The organism is Streptomyces sp. TRM70350 (assembly GCF_019219825.1).
GTDB lineage: Bacteria > Actinomycetota > Actinomycetes > Streptomycetales > Streptomycetaceae > Streptomyces.
Genome location: NZ_JAHUXH010000010.1, coordinates 121,572 through 141,905 on the forward strand (window position 1 = coordinate 121,572; position 20,334 = coordinate 141,905).

General features: G+C 71.1%; 18 protein-coding genes. 16 read left to right on the forward strand and 2 right to left on the reverse strand.

Annotated features, from left to right (window positions below):
• Positions 1-10 precede the first annotated feature (10 nt).
• The 15 genes from KWI83_RS18085 to KWI83_RS18155 all read left to right on the forward strand — a co-directional run bounded on the left by KWI83_RS18085 (position 11) and on the right by KWI83_RS18155 (position 15,766).
• On the forward strand, positions 11-925 hold the full coding sequence (locus KWI83_RS18085; RefSeq protein WP_218515387.1) for an ABC transporter ATP-binding protein: 915 nt from the start codon (positions 11-13) through the stop codon (positions 923-925).
• Positions 922-1,692 carry an ABC transporter permease gene (locus KWI83_RS18090; RefSeq protein ID WP_129801449.1) on the forward strand — a complete coding sequence of 257 codons (771 nt, stop codon included), beginning with the start codon at positions 922-924 and terminating at the stop codon, positions 1,690-1,692. Before KWI83_RS18085 ends, KWI83_RS18090 begins: the two co-directional genes overlap by 4 nt.
• A gap of 3 nt (positions 1,693-1,695) precedes the next feature.
• The gene (locus tag KWI83_RS18095) at positions 1,696-2,511 is read left to right on the forward strand and encodes an ABC transporter permease (protein ID WP_171116928.1); all 816 of its coding nucleotides are present in this window, start codon (positions 1,696-1,698) and stop codon (positions 2,509-2,511) included.
• 5 nt (positions 2,512-2,516) lie between these two features.
• The gene (locus tag KWI83_RS18100) at positions 2,517-3,728 is read left to right on the forward strand and encodes an MCE family protein (RefSeq protein WP_218515388.1); all 1,212 of its coding nucleotides are present in this window, start codon (positions 2,517-2,519) and stop codon (positions 3,726-3,728) included.
• Complete coding sequence (locus KWI83_RS18105) at positions 3,725-4,762, forward strand: MCE family protein (protein ID WP_218515389.1); 1,038 nt, start codon at positions 3,725-3,727, stop codon at positions 4,760-4,762. Before KWI83_RS18100 ends, KWI83_RS18105 begins: the two co-directional genes overlap by 4 nt.
• Positions 4,763-4,890: 128 nt before the next feature.
• On the forward strand, positions 4,891-5,871 hold the full coding sequence (locus KWI83_RS18110; protein WP_256362475.1) for an MCE family protein: 981 nt from the start codon (positions 4,891-4,893) through the stop codon (positions 5,869-5,871).
• The gene (locus KWI83_RS18115) at positions 5,868-6,983 is read left to right on the forward strand and encodes an MCE family protein (RefSeq protein ID WP_218515391.1); all 1,116 of its coding nucleotides are present in this window, start codon (positions 5,868-5,870) and stop codon (positions 6,981-6,983) included. Before KWI83_RS18110 ends, KWI83_RS18115 begins: the two co-directional genes overlap by 4 nt.
• Entirely contained in the window at positions 6,980-8,242 is a 1,263-nt protein-coding gene (locus KWI83_RS18120; protein ID WP_218515392.1) for an MCE family protein, read from the forward strand. The genes KWI83_RS18115 and KWI83_RS18120 overlap by 4 nt, the downstream gene beginning before the upstream one ends.
• A complete protein-coding gene (locus tag KWI83_RS18125; protein ID WP_218515393.1) occupies positions 8,239-9,519 on the forward strand; it encodes an MCE family protein in 1,281 nt (426 codons plus the stop codon). The genes KWI83_RS18120 and KWI83_RS18125 overlap by 4 nt, the downstream gene beginning before the upstream one ends.
• Positions 9,486-10,043, forward strand: coding sequence for a hypothetical protein (locus KWI83_RS18130; protein ID WP_374106325.1), 558 nt, complete (start codon positions 9,486-9,488; stop codon positions 10,041-10,043). The genes KWI83_RS18125 and KWI83_RS18130 overlap by 34 nt, the downstream gene beginning before the upstream one ends.
• Before the next feature lie 24 nt (positions 10,044-10,067).
• Positions 10,068-10,844: a hypothetical protein gene (locus KWI83_RS18135; RefSeq protein WP_218515394.1), complete on the forward strand. Its 777-nt coding sequence runs from the start codon at positions 10,068-10,070 to the stop codon at positions 10,842-10,844.
• Between the two features lie 167 nt (positions 10,845-11,011).
• Complete coding sequence (locus KWI83_RS18140; RefSeq protein ID WP_218515395.1) at positions 11,012-11,833, forward strand: TIM barrel protein; 822 nt, start codon at positions 11,012-11,014, stop codon at positions 11,831-11,833.
• 23 nt (positions 11,834-11,856) lie between these two features.
• A complete protein-coding gene (locus tag KWI83_RS18145) occupies positions 11,857-12,750 on the forward strand; it encodes a 2-hydroxy-3-oxopropionate reductase (RefSeq protein WP_218515396.1) in 894 nt (297 codons plus the stop codon).
• Between the two features lie 387 nt (positions 12,751-13,137).
• Positions 13,138-14,595 (forward strand): catalase, encoded by a 1,458-nt coding sequence (locus KWI83_RS18150; protein WP_218515397.1) that lies wholly within the window; start codon positions 13,138-13,140, stop codon positions 14,593-14,595.
• A 514-nt stretch (positions 14,596-15,109) separates the two neighbouring features.
• On the forward strand, positions 15,110-15,766 hold the full coding sequence (locus KWI83_RS18155; RefSeq protein ID WP_256362438.1) for a TIGR04222 domain-containing membrane protein: 657 nt from the start codon (positions 15,110-15,112) through the stop codon (positions 15,764-15,766).
• 68 nt (positions 15,767-15,834) lie between these two features.
• Here the strand turns inward: KWI83_RS18155 and gcl are convergent, their stop codons facing one another.
• A complete protein-coding gene (gene gcl / locus KWI83_RS18160) occupies positions 15,835-17,619 on the reverse strand; it encodes a glyoxylate carboligase (RefSeq protein WP_218515398.1) in 1,785 nt (594 codons plus the stop codon).
• Between the two features lie 167 nt (positions 17,620-17,786).
• On the opposite strand from gcl, the gene KWI83_RS18165 reads away from it, so the two are divergent.
• Positions 17,787-18,434 carry a hypothetical protein gene (locus KWI83_RS18165; RefSeq protein WP_218515399.1) on the forward strand — a complete coding sequence of 216 codons (648 nt, stop codon included), beginning with the start codon at positions 17,787-17,789 and terminating at the stop codon, positions 18,432-18,434.
• Between the two features lie 28 nt (positions 18,435-18,462).
• Here the strand turns inward: KWI83_RS18165 and KWI83_RS18170 are convergent, their stop codons facing one another.
• Positions 18,463-20,133 carry an AMP-binding protein gene (locus KWI83_RS18170; RefSeq protein ID WP_218515400.1) on the reverse strand — a complete coding sequence of 557 codons (1,671 nt, stop codon included), beginning with the start codon at positions 20,131-20,133 and terminating at the stop codon, positions 18,463-18,465.
• Positions 20,134-20,334: the final 201 nt, after the last annotated feature.

Here is a 20,334-nt window from a genome sequence, read left to right on the forward strand (position 1 = left end):
GGTGGACCGGATGGGTGTCGAGATCTGTGTGGAAGGGCTGACCAAGTCCTTCGGTCACCAGGTCATCTGGCAGGACGTCTCGCTGACGCTGCCCGCCGGTGAGGTCTCGGTCATGCTCGGCCCCTCGGGCACGGGCAAGTCGGTGTTCCTCAAGACGCTCGTCGGACTGCTGAAGCCGGAGCGGGGCTCCATCACGATCCAGGGCCGGGACATCACCAAGCTCCGCGAGCACGAGCTGTACGAGGTGCGCAAGCTCTTCGGCGTGCTGTTCCAGGACGGCGCGCTGTTCGGCTCGATGAACCTGTACGACAACATCGCCTTCCCGCTGCGCGAGCACACCCGCAAGCCGGAGAGCGACATCCGGCGGATCGTGCTGGAGAAGATGGACATGGTCGGGCTCATCGGCGCCGAGCAGAAGCTGCCCGGCGAGATCTCCGGCGGGATGCGCAAGCGCGCCGGGCTGGCCCGGGCCCTCGTCCTCGACCCGGAGATCATCCTCTTCGACGAGCCGGACTCGGGCCTCGACCCCGTCCGCGTCGCCTACCTCAACCAGCTCATCGTCGACCTCAACGCCCAGATCGACGCGACCTTCCTGATCGTCACGCACGACATCGCCTCGGCCCGCCAGGTCCCCGACAACATCGGGCTGCTGTTCCGCCGCGAGCTGGTGATGTTCGGGCCGCGCGAGGAGCTGCTGACCAGCGACGAGCCCGTCGTACGGCAGTTCCTGAACGGCCGCGTGCAGGGGCCGATCGGCATGGCGGAGGAGAAGGACGCGGCCCAGGTCGAGCAGGAGCTGGCCCAGATCGGCGAGACGGCCGACCCCCAGCACCTCACGCCCCGGCTGCTGCCCAGCCCCGGCATCACCAGACCGCCCCGCTGGCAGGCCATCGCCGAGCGGGAGGAGGAGGTGGCCCGCGCATGAGCCTCAACCCCGTCGGCGCGCTGCGCCACTCCGGCAGCCTGTTCGCGATGGCCCTGGACGTCGTACGGACCGTCCCCAAAAGGCCGTTCCAGGTGCGGGAGTTCATCCAGCAGGCGTGGTTCATCGCGAGCGTGACCATCCTGCCGACCGCCCTCGTGTCGATTCCCTTCGGCGCGGTCATCGCCCTGCAGATCGGCAGCCTCACCCGGCAGCTCGGCGCCCAGTCGTTCTCGGGCGCGGCCTCCGTGCTCGCGGTGCTGCGCGAGGCCTCGCCGATCGTCACCGCCCTGCTGATCGCGGGCGCGGGCGGCACGGCGATCTGCGCGGACCTCGGGGCACGGAAGATCCGCGAGGAGATCGACGCGATGCAGGTGCTGGGCATCGACCCCATCCACCGGCTGGTCGTGCCGCGCGTCCTGGCCTCGATGCTGGTGGCGGTGCTGCTCAACGGCCTGGTGTCGGTGGTCGGCGTGGCGGGCGGCTACTTCTTCAACGTCGTCCTGCAGGACGGCACACCGGGCGCGTACCTGGCCTCCTTCACCACCCTCGCCCAGCTGTCCGACCTGTGGGCGGCCGAGATCAAGGCGCTCGTCTTCGGCGCGATCGCCGCGATCGTCGCCTCGTACAAGGGACTCACCGCGAAGGGCGGCCCCAAGGGCGTGGGCGACGCGGTGAACCAGTCGGTGGTGATCACCTTCATGTTGCTGTTCGTGACGAACTTCGTGATGACCGCGGTGTACTTCCAGGTCGTCCCGCAGAGGGGCTGAGCGATGAGACTTCTCGACCGCCCGCTGAAGTCCCTCGAGGACCTGGGCGCCCAGCTCTCCTTCTACGGCCGCTCGCTGGCCTGGACCGGCCGCACCCTGCGCCGCTACAAGAAGGAGATCCTGCGCCTGCTCGCCGAGGTCAGCTTCGGCCGGGGCGCGCTCGCCGTCGTCGGCGGCACCGTCGGAGTGATCGCCTTCCTGTCGTTCTTCACCGGCACGGAGGTGGGCCTGCAGGGGTACGCCGCGCTCAACCAGCTCGGCACGTCCAACTTCGTGGCGTTCCTGTCGGCGTACTTCAACACCCGGGAGATCGCCCCGCTGGTGGCCGGGCTCGCGCTGTCCGCGACGGTCGGCGCCGGGTTCACGGCGCAGCTCGGCGCGATGCGGATCAGCGAGGAGACCGACGCCCTGGAGGTCATGGGCGTGCCGTCGCTGCCGTTCCTGGTGACCACCCGGATGATCGCCGGGTTCGTCGCGGTGATCCCGCTGTACGTGGTCGGGCTGCTGTCGTCGTACCTCGCCGCCCGCACCATCACGACCGGCTACTACGGGCAGTCGGCGGGCACCTACGACCACTACTTCCAGCAGTACCTGCCCCCGGTCGACGTGCTCTGGTCCTTCGGCAAGGTGCTGGTCTTCGCCGTCGTGATCATCCTGGTGCACTGCTTCTACGGCTACTACGCGAGCGGCGGCCCGGCGGGCGTCGGCGTCGCGGTGGGCCGGGGCGTGCGCACCTCGATCGTGGCGATCAACGTCCTCGACTTCTTCCTGTCGCTGGCGATCTGGGGCGCCAGCACGACCGTACGGATAGCGGGGTGAGCCGGGTGAGAGTGCTGAGACTTCGGTTGTACGGCGTCGTCTTCGTCGCCGTCCTCGCGACTCTGCTGTCCCTGTCCGTCGCCGTCTATCAGCAGGCGTTCACGCCGGTCGTGCGGATCACGCTGGAGGCCGACAGCCTCGGCAACCAGCTCGACCGGCGGGCCGACGTCAAGCTGCGCGGGCTGCTGGTCGGCGAGGTGCGCGGCGTGCGCGCGGACGGCACGAAGGCCACGCTGGACATCGCGCTCAAGCCGGAGCACGTCGCGTACATCCCCGCCGACGTGCACGCGCGGCTGCTGCCCAAGACCCTGTTCGGCGAGAAGTACGTCGACCTGGTGGTGCCCGCCGGTTCGTCCGCGCGGCCGATCCGCGCCGGGGACGTGATCACCCAGGACCGCACCCGCGTCGGCATCGAGCTGCAGCAGCTGATGAACGACCTGCTGCCGCTGCTGCGGACCGTCAAGCCCGGCGAGCTCAACGCCACGCTGTCCGCGTTCGCCACGGCGCTGGAGGGGCGCGGCGACCGCATCGGCGACAACCTCGCCCGCGTGGAGGCCTATCTGCGCAGGCTGAACCCGCATCTGCCGTCCCTGAAGGAGGACATCGCGCGGTTCGCGGACGTCGCCGAGATGTACGGCGACGCGGCGCCCGACCTGATGCGGATCCTCCGCAACACCGTCACGACCAGCCGCACGCTGGTGGAGAAGAAGGAACAGTTGGCCGCAGCGCTCACCTCGACCACGACCACCGCCCGCACGGCGGACGGTTTCCTCGCCGCGACCGGCGACCGGCTGATCACCCTCGGCCGGGTCTCCCGGCCCACGCTGGAGCTGTTCGCCCGCTACTCGCCGGAGTACCCCTGCCTCCTGGAGGGCCTGGTCCGGCAGGAGAAGGCCTCGGAGGAGGCGTTCCGGGGCGGGAAGATGCGGATCACCCTGGAGGTCGTACGGCAGCGGCCGGCGTACGAGCCCGGCGAGGAGCCCTACTACGGCGAGCGGTCCGGCCCGAACTGCCGTGGCCTGCCCAACCCGCGCGTGCCCGCGCCGCACACCAAGCTGAACGACGGTACGTCGGAGGTGTCCGGCACCCGGGCCGAGCAGCGCGCCGTCGGCTCGCTCGTCGCGCCCGTGCTGGGCGTGCCCGCCGACGAGGTGCCGCCGGTCGCGACGCTGCTGTTCGGGCCGATGGCGCGGGGGACGGCGGTGAGCGTCGTATGAGCACCACCTCAGCGCGCACGACCGCCGCGCCGCTGATCAAGTTCAGCCTGTTCGCGGTGGTGACGATCCTGGCGACGGCCCTGCTCGCGGCCACCATCGTCAACATCTCCTTCACTCCCGAGCACACGTACCGCGCGGTGTTCAGCGACGTCACCGGCCTGGAGGAGGGCGACGACATCCGGGTGGCCGGGGTGCGGGTCGGCGAGGTCGAGGGCATCCGGATCAAGGACCGGACGCGGGCGGAGGTCACCTTCACCGTCACCCGGGACCGTCCGCTGCTCACCAGCACCGGCGCGGTGATCCGCTACCGCAACCTCGTCGGGCAGCGGTACGTCACCCTGACCGAGGGTGCGGGCGACGGCACCCGGTTGCGGCCCGGCGGCACGATCCCGCTGGCGCGGACGCAGCCCGCGCTGGACCTCAACGCGCTGCTGAACGGCTTCAAGCCGCTGTTCGCCGCGCTCAGCCCCAAGGACGTCAACCAGCTCGCCACCGAGATCATCAAGACGCTCCAGGGCGAGGGCGGCACCGTCAACAGCCTGCTCGCGCACACGGCGTCGCTCACCACCACCCTCGCGGACCGGGACGAGCTGATCGGGTCCGTGATCGACAACCTCAACACCGTGCTGGAGACGCTCGACCAGCGCGGCGCGCGGTTCTCCGAGCTGCTCAAGCAGCTGCGCCGGGTGATCTCGGGGCTGTCCGCCGACCGCAAGCCGATCGGCGAGTCGCTGGTGAGCATCGGCGACCTGACGGAGGCCACATCGGGGCTGCTCGCGGACGCCCGTCCGCCGCTGAAGGACGACATCGCCGAGCTGACCGAGCTCACCGGAACGCTGAACAGGAACGAGAAGACCGTGGAGGGCGTGCTGAAGCGGCTGCCGAACAAGCTGAGCGAGCTGACCGGGACGGCGTCCTACGGCTCGTGGTTCAACTTCTACCTCTGCGACTTCGACGGCCGGATCGTGCTGCCGAAGACACGTGAGGTGATCACGCCTCAGCTGCAGGTGGCGAGGGCGAGGTGCGCAGCATGAGCATCCGGCTGCGACGAAAGCGCAGGGCTCGTCCCGAGCCGCTGGTCAAGGTGCGCGTCGAGTGGCCGAAGCTGCCGCGCGTCCGGCTCCCGCGCATCGGACGCCGACCGCGCCTCGGCCGACCGCGCCTGACCCCCTTCCGTGAGCGCAACCCCGTCACGATCGGCGCCGTCGGTCTCACCACGCTCGCGCTGCTCACCGTGGCCGCGTTCAACGCCGACTCCCTGCCGGTGATCGGCGACGGAGAGACGTACAGCGCCGCGTTCGCGGAGGCGGGCGGGCTCAAGCCCGGCGACGAGGTGCGGATCGCCGGGGTCAAGGTCGGCAAGGTGCAGGAGGTCGACCTCGACGGCGACCACGTCAAGGTCACCTTCAAGCTCAAGGGCGACCCGGAGTTCGGCACCGCGACCGGGGCCTCGATCCGGGTGAAGACGATCCTCGGTGCCAAGTACCTCGCCCTGCACCCCAAGGGCCCGGGCCGGCTGGCGCCCGGCAGTGAGATCCCGCTGACGCGGACCGTCCCGGCGTACGACGTCGTGCAGGCGTTCAGCGATCTGACGACCACGACCGAGGAGGTCGACACCGAACGGCTGGCGACAGCCCTGGACACCATCTCCACCACCTTCCAGGACTCCCCCGCCGAGGTACGGGCGTCCATCAAGGGCCTGTCCAAGATCTCCCGGACGGTCGCCTCCCGCGACAAGGCGCTGCGCGAACTCCTCGACCACGCCAACGGCGTCACCGGCGTCCTGGCCGAGCGCTCCTCGGACTTCACGGCCCTGGTCAAGGACGGCGACAAGCTGTTCAAGGAGATCAGCAGGCGACGCGAGGCCATCCACAAGCTGCTGACGACCTCCGCGGCGCTCGGCGTCGAGCTGTCCGGCCTGGTCGAGGACAACGAGAAGGAGATCGGGCCCGCGCTGCGGGGCCTCAACCAGGTGGTGGAGATGCTGGAACGCAACCAGTCGAGCCTGGACCGCAGCGTCGAGCTGCTCGCGCCCTACGTCCGGGTCTTCACCAACACCCTCGGCAACGGCCGCTGGTTCGACTCCTACGTCCAGAACCTGGTCGCCGCCCCGGTGGTGCCCAGCACGGGAGGCTCGCGATGAGGAAACGTCTGGCGCTGCTCGTCGTGCTGGCCCTGGTCGCCGGGCTCGCCTTCGTCCTGTGGCCACGCCCCGAGAAGGTGCGGGTCACCGCCTACTTCCCGCGCACGGTCGGCATCTATCCCGGCTCCGACGTCCGGGTCCTCGGCGTCCGCGTCGGCGAGGTGAAGGCCATCACGCCGGAGGGCGGCAGGGTGCGGGTGGAGCTGGAGTACGACGCGGCGCGCAGGATTCCCGCCGACGCGCAGGCCGCGATCATCAACTCCTCGGTGGTCAGCGACCGTTATGTGCAGCTGCTGCCGGTCTACCGCGAGGGTCCGGTGCTCCGGGACGGCGCCGTCATCCCCGAGTCGCGCACGGCCGTGCCGGTCGAGCTGGACCGGATCTTCGACAGCCTGCACACCACGGCCGAGGCGCTCGGCCCCGAGGGCGCCAACCAGGACGGCGCCCTGTCCCGGCTGCTCGGGGTGAGCGCGGAGAACCTCGACGGCCAGGGCGAGAACATCCACCAGACGGTGAAGGACCTCTCGGCGGCGGTCACCACGCTGTCCGACGGGCGCGGGGACCTGTTCGGCACCGTGCGGAACCTGCAGGTGTTCACGGCGGCGCTGGCGGCGGACGACAAGAGCGTGCGGTCGTTCAACACCAGCCTCGCCCAGGTGGCGGAGCAGCTCGCCGGGGAGCGCGAGGACCTCGCGGCGGCGCTGCGCAACCTCGGCATCGCCCTCGGCGACATCTCCGCGTTCGTGAAGCAGAACAAGAAGTCGCTGACCTCGAACGTGAAGGGCCTCAGCAAGGTGACCAAGGTCCTCGTCGCCCAACGGGCGGCGCTGGAGGAGCTGCTGGAGGTCGCCCCCACGGGTCTGTCGAACCTCCAGAACGCCTACAACGCCTCCTCCGGCACTCTCGACACCCGCAACAACCCACAGCACCCGCAGGATCCGGCCTCCCTGCTCTGCTCCGTGCTGCGCACCACCGGCGAGCGGGCCGACTGCGCGGACCTGGAGAAGCTCTTCGCCTCCCTGCCCGAGGTGCCGACCGCGCCCGCCGTGCCGCATACGGGCACCGGCACGGTCGACCGGACGCTCGGCGGCATCCTGGAGGGCGACGCATGAGCGGGCTGCGCAGATGCGCGTGGGTGGCGGCCGGTTCGCTGCTGCTGTCCGGCTGCGAGTTCAACGGCTGGTACGACGTGGAACTGCCCGGCGGCGCCGCCTCGGACGGCCGCGCCTACCGCGTCACCGTCGAGTTCCGCGACGTCCTCGACCTGGTCCCGCAGTCCGCGGTGAAGGTCAACAACGTGACCGTGGGCGCCGTCGAGAAGGTCGAGCTGGACGGCTGGCACGCGCGCGTACGGCTGCGGGTGGCCGACTCGGTGAAGCTGCCCGCCAACGCGGTCGCCGAGCTGAGGCAGACCAGCATGCTCGGCGAGAAGTACGTCGCCCTGTCCGCTCCGCCGGGCGCGCCGCCCGTGGGGCGGCTGGGCGACGGCGACCGCATCCCGCTCAGCCGCAGCGGCCGCAACCCGGAGATCGAGGAGGTGCTGTCCGCCCTGTCCGCGCTGCTCAACGGCGGTGGAGTGGCCCAGCTCAAGACGATCACCGTGGAGCTGAACAAGGCCCTGGAAGGGCGCGAGAACCGGGTCAGGTCCCTGCTGGAGGAACTGGACACGTTCCTCGGCGGCCTGGACGACCAGCGCCGGGACATCGTCCGCGCGATCGAGGCCGTCGACCGGCTCGCGGCGCGGCTCGGGAAGGAGAAGAAGACGATCGCCACGGCCGTCGACACGATGCCGCCCGCGCTGAAGGTGCTCGCCGACCAGCGGCGCGACCTGACGAAGATGCTCACCGCCCTGTCCAGACTCGGCACCACCGGCACGAAGGTGATCAAGGCCTCCCGGGACGACACGGTCGCCAACCTCGAACAGCTGCGCCCGATCCTGCAGCAGCTGAACAAGGCGGGCGACGACCTGCCCAACTCCCTCGAGCTGCTGACCACCTACCCCTTCCCGCGGAACGCGGTGGACGCCATCAAGGGCGACTACGTCAACCTGAGCGTCACCGCCGACCTCGACCTGGCGAGCCTCTACGGCAACCTGGCCCAGGAGCCGGAGGACGGCGACGGGGGCGGCACTCCCGAGGCACCCGGCCTTCCGGATCTGCCCGATGTGCCGGATGTCCCCGGCGTTCCCGACCTGCCGGGAGTGCCGGCGCCCGCTCCCGACCTGCCCGACGCGCCGGCCGCCCCCTCCCCTCCGTCCGGAGGCCTGCTGTGCCCGCCGGTGTGCACGGCCGCGCACGGCACCGGCCAGGGCCTGCCGCCGGGGATCGACCTGGCGCTCGCGGAACTGCTGCTGAAGGGGATACAGCCGTGATCACACGTGCGGTCAAGGCCCAGCTGCTCGCCTTCGCCACCGTCACCGCCGTCGGGGTGTCCTACGTCGGCGCCGAGTACACGGGCCTGGTGGACAGCGTGCTCGGCCGCGGCTACACCGTGCGGGCCGACTTCGCCGAGTCCGGGGGCATCTTCACCGGCGCCGAGGTCACCTACCGCGGGGTGCCGGTGGGCCGCGTCGGGGCGCTGCGGCTGACCGGCGGCGGAGGGGTCTCGGTCGCGCTGGACATCGAGGACGGGGCGCCGCGCATCCCGGCGGACACGCTCGCCGTGGTGGGGAACCGTTCGGCGGTGGGCGAGCAGTACGTCGACCTCCAGCCGCGTACGTCCGCCGGGCCGTACCTGCTGGACGGCAGCACGATCCCGCGCGGCAGCACCCGCGTGCCGCTGCCCACCACGGACCTCGTGCTCAGCCTCGACCGGCTGGTGAACTCGGTCGGCAAGGACGATCTGCGGGTCACCGTCGACGAGTTGGGCAAGGCCTTCGCCGGTACCGGCCCGCACCTGAGCAGGCTGGTCGATTCGGGCAACGCGCTCGTCGAGTCCGCGTCCGAGTCGCTGCCCGAGACGATCGCGCTGATCGAGGACTCCCGCAAGGTGCTGAAGACGCAGGCCGACCAGGGCTCGTCCATCAAGGCGTTCTCCCGCGATCTGGCGCTGCTCACCGAGGAGCTGAAGTCGAGCGACGGGGATCTGCGCCGGCTGATCGGCAACGCGAGACCGGCCGCCGTCGAGCTCAACTCGCTGCTGAAGTCCATCGAGCCGCGGCTGTCGGTGCTGCTGGCCAACCTGATCAGCGGCGGGCAGGTCACGCTCGCCCGGCTGCCCGGCGTGGAGCAGGCGCTGGTCACCTTCCCGGTGGTGGTCGCGGGCAGCTACACGGTCGTCCCCGGCGACGGCACCACCCACTTCGGCCTGGTGGTGAACGCCGAGGACCCGCCCGCCTGCACCCAGGGCTACGAGGGCACCGCCCGGCGCGACCCGGCCGACACCAGCACGCGCGAGGCGAACACCGACGCGCGCTGCACGGCCCCGCGCGGCAGCGCCACCTCGGTGCGCGGCGCGCAGAACGCGCCCGGCGCGTCGTCCGGCGCCGGGGGCGCCGACCGGGCGGCGTACGTGACGCCGTACGACCCGGGGACCGGCATCTTCACCGGCCCGGACGGAACGCCCGTCGAGATCGGCTCGACGGGCGGCCAGCAGACCGTCTTCGGAAAGGAGTCGTGGCAATGGCTGCTCGTCGGACCGATGGCATGAGCGGGATGGTGTTCCAGGCGACCCGGAGCCTGCTGAGCCGGGCCGGACGCTCCAGGGCCGTGTCGGTGGGGCTCGTCGTGGCGACCCTCCTCAGCACCGCGTCGGCGCTCTGGCTGAGCCACGGGCTCTACGAACAACGCGAGGCGGAGCAGCGCCGCCAGGACATCCTGGCGGCGGCCCGCCAGTCGGCGCTGAACTTCACCTCGCTCGACTACCGGCGGTACGACCGGGACAGCGCCAACGTGCTCAAGGGCGCGACCGGTGACTTCAAGAAGGAGTTCGCCGCGCAGACCGAGGAGCTGACCGAGCTCGTCGCGCAGAACAAGTCCGTCTCCGAGGGCCAGGTCCTCGACGCGGGCATCGTCCGCTCCGACGAGCGCTCGGCCCGCGTGCTCGTGGTGGCCGACAGCAAGGTGACCAACACCGCCGTGCCCAAGGGGGAGGCGCGCACCTACCGGCTGCAACTCGACCTCGTGCACGAGGACGGCCGCTGGCTGACCTCCGACGTCGAGTTCGTGGGCTGACCCGATCCAGTGAGGAGGAAGACCGTGGCGAAACCCACCCCCCGAGGACGCGGCTCCGCGTCCCCGGCCCGGCGCACGATGACGGCGGCGGCCCGCGCCGCGGCCAAGCGCACGGAGCGCGGCCCTGCCACCGCCGTGGCCGAGCGCACGGAACGGAGCCCGGCGCCCGCTGCGGTGAAGGCGCCGGTGGCCGGGCGCACGGTGGTCGTCGAGCCGCCGGACGGCTGGGACGACCCGCCGGAGCCGTCGCCGGAGGATTTCGCGGAGGACACCGGGCAGGAGACGGCCGTACGGCGCCCGCGGCGAGGGCTGCGGGCCGCGCTCCTGTCCGTCCTGCTCGTGGCGAGCCTGGTCGCCGCCGCCGTACTCGCGACGCACTACCGGCAGGGCGTGCGGGCGGACGAGGCGAGGGTGGCGGCGCTCGCGGCCGCGCGGAAGGCGGCGCCCGTCGTGCTGTCGTACGACTACCGCCACCTGGACCGGGACTTCGCCGCGGCGCGCGCCCACCTCACCGGGAAGTTCCGTGACGAGTACGGCAAGACCACGCGGACCGTGGTCGGGCCGACGGCGAAGAAGTACGACGGCGTGGTGAAGGCGACGGTCGCGGAGCCTGCCGACGGGGGCGCCCCGGCGGCCTCCGTGGTGTCGGCCTCGGCGAACGAGGCCGTGGTCCTGCTCTTCGTCAACCAGGTCACGCAGAGCACCCAGGTCACCGGATCCCGTGTGGACCTGAACCGGGTGCGGATGACGATGACCCGCACGTCCGAGGGCTGGAAGGTGAGCGCCGTCGACGCGCTCTGAGCCAGGCCTCCCCCAGCGCCCCCGCGCCACGCGCGGGGGCGCTTTTTTGCTGGTCGGTCTTGACAGTCCTCACCCACCACAGGCACTCTTCCATTAAGCAGAAAGCAATTTCCGCAATACGGAATAAGCGCAGAGAGCGCAGAGCAGGAAGGGAGCGCCGACCCCCGATGGGATTCGCAGACCAGCGCTTCAACGTCAACCTGTCGATCCTCTTCACGGAACTCCCGCTCCTGGAGCGCCCGGCCGCCGCGGCCGCGGCCGGCTTCACCGCGGTCGAGCTGTGGTGGCCCTGGGTCGACTCCCCCACCCCCGAGCGGTCCGAGCTGGACGCCCTGAACCGGGCGATCGAGGACGCGGGCGTCCAGCTCACCGGCCTGAACTTCTACGCCGGACAGCTCCCGGGCCCGGACCGCGGCGCCCTGTCGATCCCCGGCGAGGAGTCGGAGCGGTTCCGCGCGAACATCGACGTGGCCGCCGACTTCGCCGCCTCCCTCGGCTGCAAGGCGCTCAACGCGCTCTACGGCAACCGGGTCGAGGGCGTCGACCCGGCCGAGCAGGACGCGCTCGCGCTGGAGAACCTGGTCCTGGCGGCCCGCGCCGCCGACCGGATCGGCGCGATCCTGCTGATCGAGGCCCTCAACCAGCCGGAGTCGCCGCTGTACCCGCTGGTGTCGGCGCCGGCCGCGATCGGCATCGTCGACAAGGTCGACCAGGCGACCGGCCTCGGCAACGCGCGGTTCCTGATGGACCTCTACCACCTGTCGATGAACGGCGAGGACCTGCCGCAGGTGATCGCCGCGTACGCCGACAGGACCGGGCATGTGCAGATCGCCGACAACCCGGGCCGAGGCGCCCCGGGCACGGGCTCGCTGCCCCTCGAAGACCTCCTCGACCAGCTGAAGAAGGCGGGCTACGACGGCTGGGTCGGCCTTGAGTACAAGCCGGGCGACCGCCCGAGCGCCGAGGCATTCGACTGGCTGTCCCGCTGACACCCGTACTGAGAGGCACCCTTATGAGCAACGCACTTCCCAAGATCTCCTGGATCGGCCTCGGCATCATGGGCTCCCCCATGTCCGAGAACCTGATCAAGGCGGGTTACGACGTCACCGGCTACACCCTGGAGCGGGAGAAGCTGGACCGGCTGGCCGCCGCCGGCGGCACCGCCGCCTCCTCCATCGCCGAGGCCGTCCGGGACGCCGACGTGATCATCACGATGGTGCCCGCGTCGCCGCAGGTCGAGGCCATCGCGTACGGGCCGGACGGCATCCTGGAGAACGCCAGGTCCGGGGCGCTGCTGATCGACATGTCCTCGATCACCCCGCAGACCTCCGTCGACCTGGCCGCCGCCGCCCGCGACAAGGGCATCCGGGTGCTGGACGCGCCGGTGTCCGGCGGTGAGGCCGGTGCCATCGAGGCCGTGCTGTCCATCATGGTCGGCGGTGAGCAGGCCGACTTCGACCAGGCGAAGCCGATCTTCGAGGCGCTGGGCAGGACCATCGTGCTGTGCGGTCCGCACGGCTCCGGCCAGACCGTGAAGGCCGCCAACCAGCTGATCGTCGCCGTGAACATCCAGGCGTGCGCCGAGGCCGTGGTCTTCCTGGAGAAGTCCGGAGTGGACCTGAAGGCGGCGCTGGACGTCCTCAACGGCGGGCTCGCGGGCTCGACCGTGCTGACCCGGAAGAAGGACAACTTCCTGAACCGGGACTTCAAGCCGGGCTTCCGGATCGACCTGCACCACAAGGACATGGGCATCGTCACCGACGCGGCCCGCAACGTCGGCGCGGCGCTGCCGGTCGGCGCCGTGGTCGCCCAGCTGGTGGCCTCCCTGCGCGCGCAGGGCGACGGGGACCTGGACCACTCGGCCCTGCTGCGGGCCGTGGAGCGCCTCTCCGGCGCCCAGGTCTAGGGCCTGCCGTTGGGATCAGGTCGGCTGAGAGGGACTGCGCCTTCCAGCCGAGCCGAGCGGGGTCTGGTGCGCGCAGATGCAAGGCGGAGGAGGGCGGCGACACGGAGCGTCGACAACCGACGACAACACCGCAGATGCGCGTGCCAGGGCCCGCGACGCCGAGCTGACCCAAACGACAGACCCCGGCCCCTCCGAGACCTCCGGGCGGCGCCGCCGCTGACACCTGTCCTGTCGCGCCCAGGCGGTGGCGCCGCCCGGAACCACACTCGACCACACTCGGCTTCAACAAACTGTTGACGTCGCGATCGCCCCGAACCTAGGCTCCACAAAGCGGATGCTCCACGAAGTGGAATTGGTTTTCCGCTGCCCCTCGTACGGAAGGTCACCATGTCGAAGCGCGTGCTCACCACCGAGTCCGGCGCCCCGGTCGCCGACAACCAGAACTCCGCCTCCGCCGGTGTCGGCGGTCCGCTCCTGCTCCAGGACCAGCACCTGCTGGAGAAGCTGGCGCGCTTCAACCGCGAGCGCATCCCGGAGCGCGTGGTGCACGCCCGCGGCTCCGGCGCGTACGGCTACTTCGAGGTGACCGACGACGTCACCGGCTTCACCCACGCCGACTTCCTGAACACCATCGGCAGGCGCACCGAGGTGTTCGTGCGCTTCTCGACCGTGGCCGACTCGCTCGGCGGTGCGGACGCGGTGCGCGACCTGCGCGGCTTCGCGGTCAAGTTCTACACGGAGGAGGGCAACTACGACCTCGTCGGGAACAACACGCCGGTCTTCTTCATCAAGGACCCGATCAAGTTCCCGGACTTCATCCACTCGCAGAAGCGCGACCCGTTCACCGGCCGCCAGGAGCCGGACAACGTCTGGGACTTCTGGGCCCACGCCCCCGAGGCCACGCACCAGGTGACCTGGCTGATGGGCGACCGCGGCATCCCGGCGTCGTACCGCCACATGAACGGCTACGGCTCGCACACCTACCAGTGGACGAACGCCGACGGCGAGGCCTTCTTCGTCAAGTACCACTTCAAGACCAACCAGGGCATCCGCTGCCTGAGCACCGAGCAGGCCGCCGAGATCGCGGGCAAGGACCCCAACTCCCACCAGACGGACCTGCTTCAGGCGATCGAGCGGGGCGTCAACCCGTCGTGGACGCTGTACGTGCAGGTCATGCCGGCGGCGGAGGCGGCGGACTACCGGTTCAACCCGTTCGACCTGACCAAGGTCTGGCCGCACAAGGACTACCCGCTGCAGCGCGTGGGCCGCCTCGTCCTGGACCGCAACCCGGACAACGTCTTCGCCGAGGTCGAGCAGGCCGCGTTCTCCCCGAACAACTTCGTGCCGGGCATCGGCCCCTCCCCCGACAAGATGCTCCAGGGCCGCCTGTTCGCCTACGCGGACGCGCACCGCTACCGCCTGGGCGTCAACCACACGCAGCTCGCGGTCAACACCCCGAAGGCGACCACCGCCCAGAACTACGGCCGGGACGGCTTCATGGCCACCAACCCCCAGGGTCGGCACGCCAAGAACTACGAGCCGAACTCCTACGACGGCCCGGTCGAGACCGGCCGCCCCCTGTCGGCCCCGCTGCCGGTGACCGGCCACACGGGCACGCACGCGGCCCCCCTCCACACCAAGGACGACGACTTCTTCCAGGCGGGCGAGCTGTACCGCCTGATGTCCGCGGAGGAGAAGTCCCGCCTGATCGCGAACATCTCCGGCAGCCTCTCCCAGGTGTCCCGCGACGACGTGATCGAGAAGAACCTGGCCCACTTCCACGCCGCCGACCCCGAGTACGGCAAGCGTGTGGAGGAGGCGGTGCGCGCCCTGCGCGAGGACTGAACCCAAGGGCCGCGTCCGGACTCCGACGGGAGGTCAGGAATCCGGACGCACAGCCCGTCACGCCATCGGCGACCCGGATGAGGGGTGGTCGCCCGGTGGTACGGCGGGCGGGGCGAGGACCGCGGCGGCATGCGAGCCAGTGCGGTGGTAAAGGTCCCGAGGCTCCTTCTTCGACCTGAGGGAAGGAACCCGGAGCCGTCGTCGGCCGCCGCGGTCCCAGCCACACCGACTCCGTCCGGCGGCGCGAACGTCCTGACGCGCCCAGCCTCGCACCGCCGGACGGCCACCACGACCAGGGCGCCGGGAAGAACCCTCATCTTCCCGGCGCCCTTCGCCGTGCCCGGACGACCGCGCGTACGCCAGGGGGCGTACGCCGGGTACGGCTCCCTCAAATCAACCTCTGAACCCCGCCCCGGCATGCTTCGAGCGCCCCCCGACGCGGGCACATACCCCTCACACACCGGGACCCGCCGGCACGGGGGCGGCGGGCCCCGGGTGACGGGGGTCGGTTGTGATGAGCGACGAAACGATGACGGGGCGGCCGGGGCCGCACGAGACCGGCTTTGTGCGGGGTGGCCCCCGGGCCGCCGTCACGGTCGCCGTGCTCGGTCTGCATCTGCGGGGCCTGGCCGAAGCCGGGAAGCCGGGGACCGTGCGGAGGGCAGCCGCGTTCCCCGCCCCCGACCACCCGCTGGAGAAGGCGGTACGCGTCGGTCTCTACCGGCCCTGCGGCATACGGGAGTTGTCCAGCCGCTCGGCCGTCCGGCTCGCCCTCGCCCGGATGCGCGGCGACCTCACCGCGGCCGGGCTGCTGCGCCCGGCGCTGCCCGGCCCGACCCGCACGGCACGCCGTCACCTCGCCGCCCTGCGCGCCCGGCATCCGCTCCCCACCGGCCCGGACGGTCTCACCGACGAGGAGATGCTGTTCGCGGTCGCCCTCCACGGCGAACGGGCCCTGACGGCGCTCGTACCGCACTTCGCCCGCGCCTCCGGGCTCGTCGGCCGCGGTGCCCTCGCGGACGAGGGGCGCTTCCCGTTCGGCCGGGGCTCCGACCTGCGCCGGACCTACGGTGCCGAGGAAGGGTACGAGCCGGGCGACGGCTCGTACGGCGGCCACCACCACGAAGGCGGCGGGTACGGGTGCGGCGGGGGCGGTGGCGGCGGGGACTGAGCCCGGGCACGACGACGAGGGCGGCCCACCTCCCGGGTGAGCCGCCCTCGACTGCGCTGTGACGCGCGTCAGACCTTCAGCGTCCTGATCGCCGTCGGCGCGTGCCCGGGCTCCGTCGCGAGTTCCTCGAACTCCACCACGTTGCTGATGTCGTTCGTGCCGGACATGGAGATGTTGGTGATCCGCTCCAGGATCGCCTCCACGACCACCGGCACCCGGAACTCGGCGGCGAGCTTCTTGGCCTGCTCGAAGGCCGCGCCCAGCTCGTTCGGGTCGGTCACCCGGATCGCCTTGCAGCCGAGGCCCTCGGCGACCTTGACGTGGTCGACGCCGTAGACGCCGAGCTCGGGCGAGTTGAGGTTCTCGAACTCCAGGTTGACCTGGAAGTCGATCTCGAACGCCCGCTGCGCCTGCCGGATCAGGCCCAGGTAGGAGTTGTTCACCAGGACGTGGACGTAGGGGATCCGGTGCTGGGCGCCGACCGCCAGTTCCTCGATCATGAACTGGAAGTCGTAGTCGCCGGAGAGCGCGACCACGGACGCCTCCGGGTCGGCCTTGGCGACGCCCAGCGCGGCGGGGATGGTCCAGCCGAGGGGGCCCGCCTGGCCGCAGTTGATCCAGTGGCGCGGGCGGTAGACGTGCAGCATCTGGGCGCCGGCGATCTGCGAGAGGCCGATGGTGGTGACGTACCGCGTCTCCGGGCCGAAGGCCTTGTTCATCTCCTCGTAGACACGCTGCGGCTTGATGGGGATGTCGTCGAAGTGCGTACGGCGCTGGAGCGTCGCCTTCTTCTCCTGCGCGGACGCGGCCCACTCGGAGCGGTCGGGCAGCTTGCCGGTCGCCTTCAGCTCCCGGGCCACCTCGACGAACAGCTCCAGCGCGGCCCTGGCGTCGGAGGCGATGCCGTAGTCGGGCGCGAAGATCTTGCCGATCTGCGTCGGCTCGATGTCGACGTGCACGAACGTCCGGCCCGCCGTGTAGACGTCGAGCTTGCCGGTGTGGCGGTTGGCCCAGCGGTTGCCGATGCCGAGGACGAAGTCGGACTCCAGGAAGGTGGCGTTGCCGTAGCGGTGCGAGGTCTGCAGGCCGACCATGCCCGCGTTCAGCTCGTGGTCGTCGGGGATGACGCCCCAGCCCATCAGGGTCGGCACGACCGGAGTGCCCGTCAGCTCGGCGAACTCCACGAGGAGCTCGGCGGCATCGGCGTTGATGATGCCGCCGCCGGCCACGATCAGCGGGCGCTCGGAGGCGTTCAGCATCCCGATCGCCTTCTCGATCTGGGCGCGGGTGGCGGCCGGCTTGTAGACCGGCAGCGGCTCGTACGTCTCCGGGTCGAACTCGATCTCGGTGAGCTGGACGTCGATCGGCAGGTCGATCAGGACCGGGCCGGGGCGGCCGGAGCGCATCAGGTGGAACGCCTGCTGGAAGACGCCGGGGACCTGCGCGGCCTCCAGCACGGTGACCGCCATCTTCGTCACCGGCTTGGCGATGGAGGCGATGTCGACGGCCTGGAAGTCCTCCTTGTGGATCACCGCGGTCGGGGCCTGGCCGGTGATGCACAGGATCGGGATGGAGTCGCCGGTCGCGGAGTACAGGCCGGTGATCATGTCGGTGCCGGCCGGGCCGGAGGTGCCGATGCACACGCCGATGTTGCCGGGGTGGGTGCGGGTGTAGCCCTCGGCCATGTGCGAGGCGCCCTCGACATGGCGGGCGAGGGTGTGGCTGATGCCGCCGGACGCCTTGAGTGCCGCGTAGAACGGGTTGATCGCCGCGCCCGGCACACCGAACGCGTCCGTGACGCCCTCGCGCTTGAGGATCTCGACTGCCGCGCGGGCAGCGGTCATACGAGCCATTGAGTACTCCTGCTTCGGCTGTCGGATGCGTACTCCCGTCGCGCCCCGCCGGTGAGCACTTCCGTATAGCGGAAAGTAACTTCTACGATCTGGAAGCAATGTAAGGGCGGGTGCCAAATGCAGTCAAGGGAAGGACAGGCAGGGGGCGAGAGGAGCACGATGTGGCCATGCCCGAGAGCCTCCCGGTGCGCTGCCCGGCCTGTCGGCGCGAGCACCTCTACACCGCCCCGTCGTACCCCTGCGGCTGCGGCGCCCCCACCGGCCCGCCGCTGGACCGGCACGCGGCGCCGGCGGCCATCACGCACCGCAGCTGGGACGAGGAGTGGGTCGCCGTGCGCTGCGCATCCTGCGGCCGGCGCAACCAGTGGCCGCGCCCGGAGCTGGGCTGCCCCTGCGGAACGATGCTGAGCATCCCGGTGGCGAGGCCCGGCACCGGCCACCGGCGACCGGTCGCCGTGCGCACCGCTCTCGACGCGGTCACGGCCGCCGCCCTCTACCTCCACCGCCTCGGCCACCGCGACCTGCGCCGCGCCGACCAGCGGCCCCCGTCCGGCATAGGGCTCGCCGCCCGCGGCCTTCTCGCCCAGGTCGACCCGTCCGCGCGCCCGGCCACCCTGCGGGACGTGGAGTGCCTGTGGCTGATGGCCATGTCGGAGTCCGCGCGCTGCGTGTACTTCTCGCTCTCCGGGTACGCCGTCGAGGCCCGCGCCCGTGCCGACGCCCTCGGCGTCCCGCTGTTCGTCGTCGACGAGCCCACCGGCACCCCGCGCCCGGTGAACCAGCCCGCCGACGCCCTGCACTCCACCCTCGCCTGAGGGTCACGTACGGCGGTCCACGGGTCCCTCAGCGGAAGTCCTCCTCGCGGTACTCACTCGCCGACCCCGCTGCCGTGGCCTCGCGCAGCTCGATACGGCGGATCTTGCCGGAAACGGTCTTCGGGAGGTCTCCGAACTCCAGTCGGCGGATGCGCTTGTACGGTGCGAGGGTGTCGCGCGCGTGCTCGAACAGCACCTTCGCCGTGTCCGGGCCCGGCTCCCAGCCCTCGGCGAGGACGACGTACGCCTTCGGCACCGCCAGCCGCAGCGCGTCCGGTGCCGGTACCACGGCCGCCTCCGCCACCGCCTCGTGCTCCAGCAGGGCGCTCTCCAGCTCGAAGGGGGAGATCTTGTAGTCGGAGGCCTTGAAGACGTCGTCGGCGCGGCCGACGTAGGTGAGGTAACCGTCCTCGTCACGGGATCCGATGTCGCCGGTGCGGTAGTAGCCGCCTGCCATCGCCTCCGCCGTGCGCTCCGCGTCCCCGTGATATCCGGCCATCACGCCGACCGGCGAGTGGGACAGGTCCACCGCGATCTCGCCCTCGTCCGCGCCCGGCGCGCCCGTCTCCGCATCCAGCAGCACCACCCGGAACCCGGGGCTCGGGCGGCCCATGGAGCCCGTCTTCAGCGGCTGGCCCGGGCTGTTGGAGACCTGCACCGCGGTCTCGGTCTGCCCGAAGCCGTCCCGGATGGTCACGCCCCACGCCCGCCGCACCTGCTCGATGACCTCGGGGTTGAGCGGCTCCCCGGCGGCCACCGCCTCCCGGGGCGGGGTGCGCAGCTGGGTCAGGTCGGCCTGGATGAGCATGCGCCAGACCGTCGGCGGGGCACAGAACGTCGTCACCCCCGCCCGGTCCATCTCCGTCATCAGCCGGGCCGCGTCGAAGCGGGCGTAGTTGTGGATGAAGACGGTGGCCCCGGCGTTCCACGGGGCGAAGAGGTTGGACCAGGCGTGCTTGGCCCAGCCCGGCGAGGAGATGTTCAGGTGCACGTCACCGGGCTTGAGCCCGATCCAGTACATGGTCGCCAGGTGGCCGATCGGGTACGACGTGTGCGTGTGCTCGACCAGCTTCGGGCGGGCTGTCGTCCCCGAGGTGAAGTAGAGCATCAGCGTGTCGTCGGCGCGGGTGGGGCCGTCGGGCGTGAAGTCGGCGGGGGCGGCGTACGCGTCCTCGTACCGCAGCCAGCCCTCCGGCGCCCCGCCGACCGCGATACGCGTGTAGTCGCCCGGCACCTCGTCGAACTTGCCACTGTCCGCGGCGCGCACGAGCACGTGCCGGACGTGTCCCCGTTCCACGCGGTCCCGCAGGTCGGCCGGGCCGAGCAGCGGCGTGGCCGGGATGACGACCGCGCGCAGTCTCATCGCGGCCAGGGCCGTCTCCCACAGCTCGGCCTGGTTGCCCAGCATCACCAGGATCCGGTCCCCGGCGCCGACGCCGCGGGCCCGCAGCCAGGTGGCGGCCCGCGCCGACCGCTCGGCCATGGCCGCGAAGGACAGCTTCAGCTCGCTGCCGTCCTCCTCGACGATGTGCAGGGCCGTGCGGTCGTTGCCGTCCGCGATGACGTCGAACCAGTCCAGCGCCCAGTTGAAGTGCTCCGGGCGGGGCCAGCGGAAACCCGCGTAAGCGGTGTCGTAGTCCTCGCGGTGTGCCAGCAGGAAGTCCCGCGCCCCGCGGAACTCCTCCGTCGCCGTCGTCATCTGTCCTCCTGGGAGCCGAACCGACGCAGGTGTCCCTACCCGCCAACGGGGGGGTGTGCGCACGCATGGGCGGCCCTCAGTACGGGCAGACCATTCATCTGACGGTCGTCTGAATTTGCCCATGCACCCCTGTTGTTATTTCCCTCACCGTCTCGGCGCTCCGGATTTCAATGAGTTGTTGCCTAGAATTTGGCCCGGACA

What these genes read in the sequence shown, in the direction of transcription:
- KWI83_RS18145 (WP_218515396.1), top strand. Translation starts at nt 11,857, where the DNA reads ATGAGCAACGCACTTCCCAAGATCTCCTGGATCGGCCTCGGCATCATG.
- KWI83_RS18085 (WP_218515387.1), top strand. Translation starts at nt 11, where the DNA reads ATGGGTGTCGAGATCTGTGTGGAAGGGCTGACCAAGTCCTTCGGTCAC.
- KWI83_RS18150 (WP_218515397.1), top strand. Translation starts at nt 13,138, where the DNA reads ATGTCGAAGCGCGTGCTCACCACCGAGTCCGGCGCCCCGGTCGCCGAC.
- KWI83_RS18155 (WP_256362438.1), top strand. Translation starts at nt 15,110, where the DNA reads ATGAGCGACGAAACGATGACGGGGCGGCCGGGGCCGCACGAGACCGGC.
- gcl (WP_218515398.1), bottom strand. Translation starts at nt 17,619, where the DNA reads ATGGCTCGTATGACCGCTGCCCGCGCGGCAGTCGAGATCCTCAAGCGC.
- KWI83_RS18105 (WP_218515389.1), top strand. Translation starts at nt 3,725, where the DNA reads ATGAGCACCACCTCAGCGCGCACGACCGCCGCGCCGCTGATCAAGTTC.
- KWI83_RS18165 (WP_218515399.1), top strand. Translation starts at nt 17,787, where the DNA reads ATGCCCGAGAGCCTCCCGGTGCGCTGCCCGGCCTGTCGGCGCGAGCAC.
- KWI83_RS18115 (WP_218515391.1), top strand. Translation starts at nt 5,868, where the DNA reads ATGAGGAAACGTCTGGCGCTGCTCGTCGTGCTGGCCCTGGTCGCCGGG.
- KWI83_RS18095 (WP_171116928.1), top strand. Translation starts at nt 1,696, where the DNA reads ATGAGACTTCTCGACCGCCCGCTGAAGTCCCTCGAGGACCTGGGCGCC.
- KWI83_RS18090 (WP_129801449.1), top strand. Translation starts at nt 922, where the DNA reads ATGAGCCTCAACCCCGTCGGCGCGCTGCGCCACTCCGGCAGCCTGTTC.
- KWI83_RS18140 (WP_218515395.1), top strand. Translation starts at nt 11,012, where the DNA reads ATGGGATTCGCAGACCAGCGCTTCAACGTCAACCTGTCGATCCTCTTC.
- KWI83_RS18120 (WP_218515392.1), top strand. Translation starts at nt 6,980, where the DNA reads ATGAGCGGGCTGCGCAGATGCGCGTGGGTGGCGGCCGGTTCGCTGCTG.
- KWI83_RS18170 (WP_218515400.1), bottom strand. Translation starts at nt 20,133, where the DNA reads ATGACGACGGCGACGGAGGAGTTCCGCGGGGCGCGGGACTTCCTGCTG.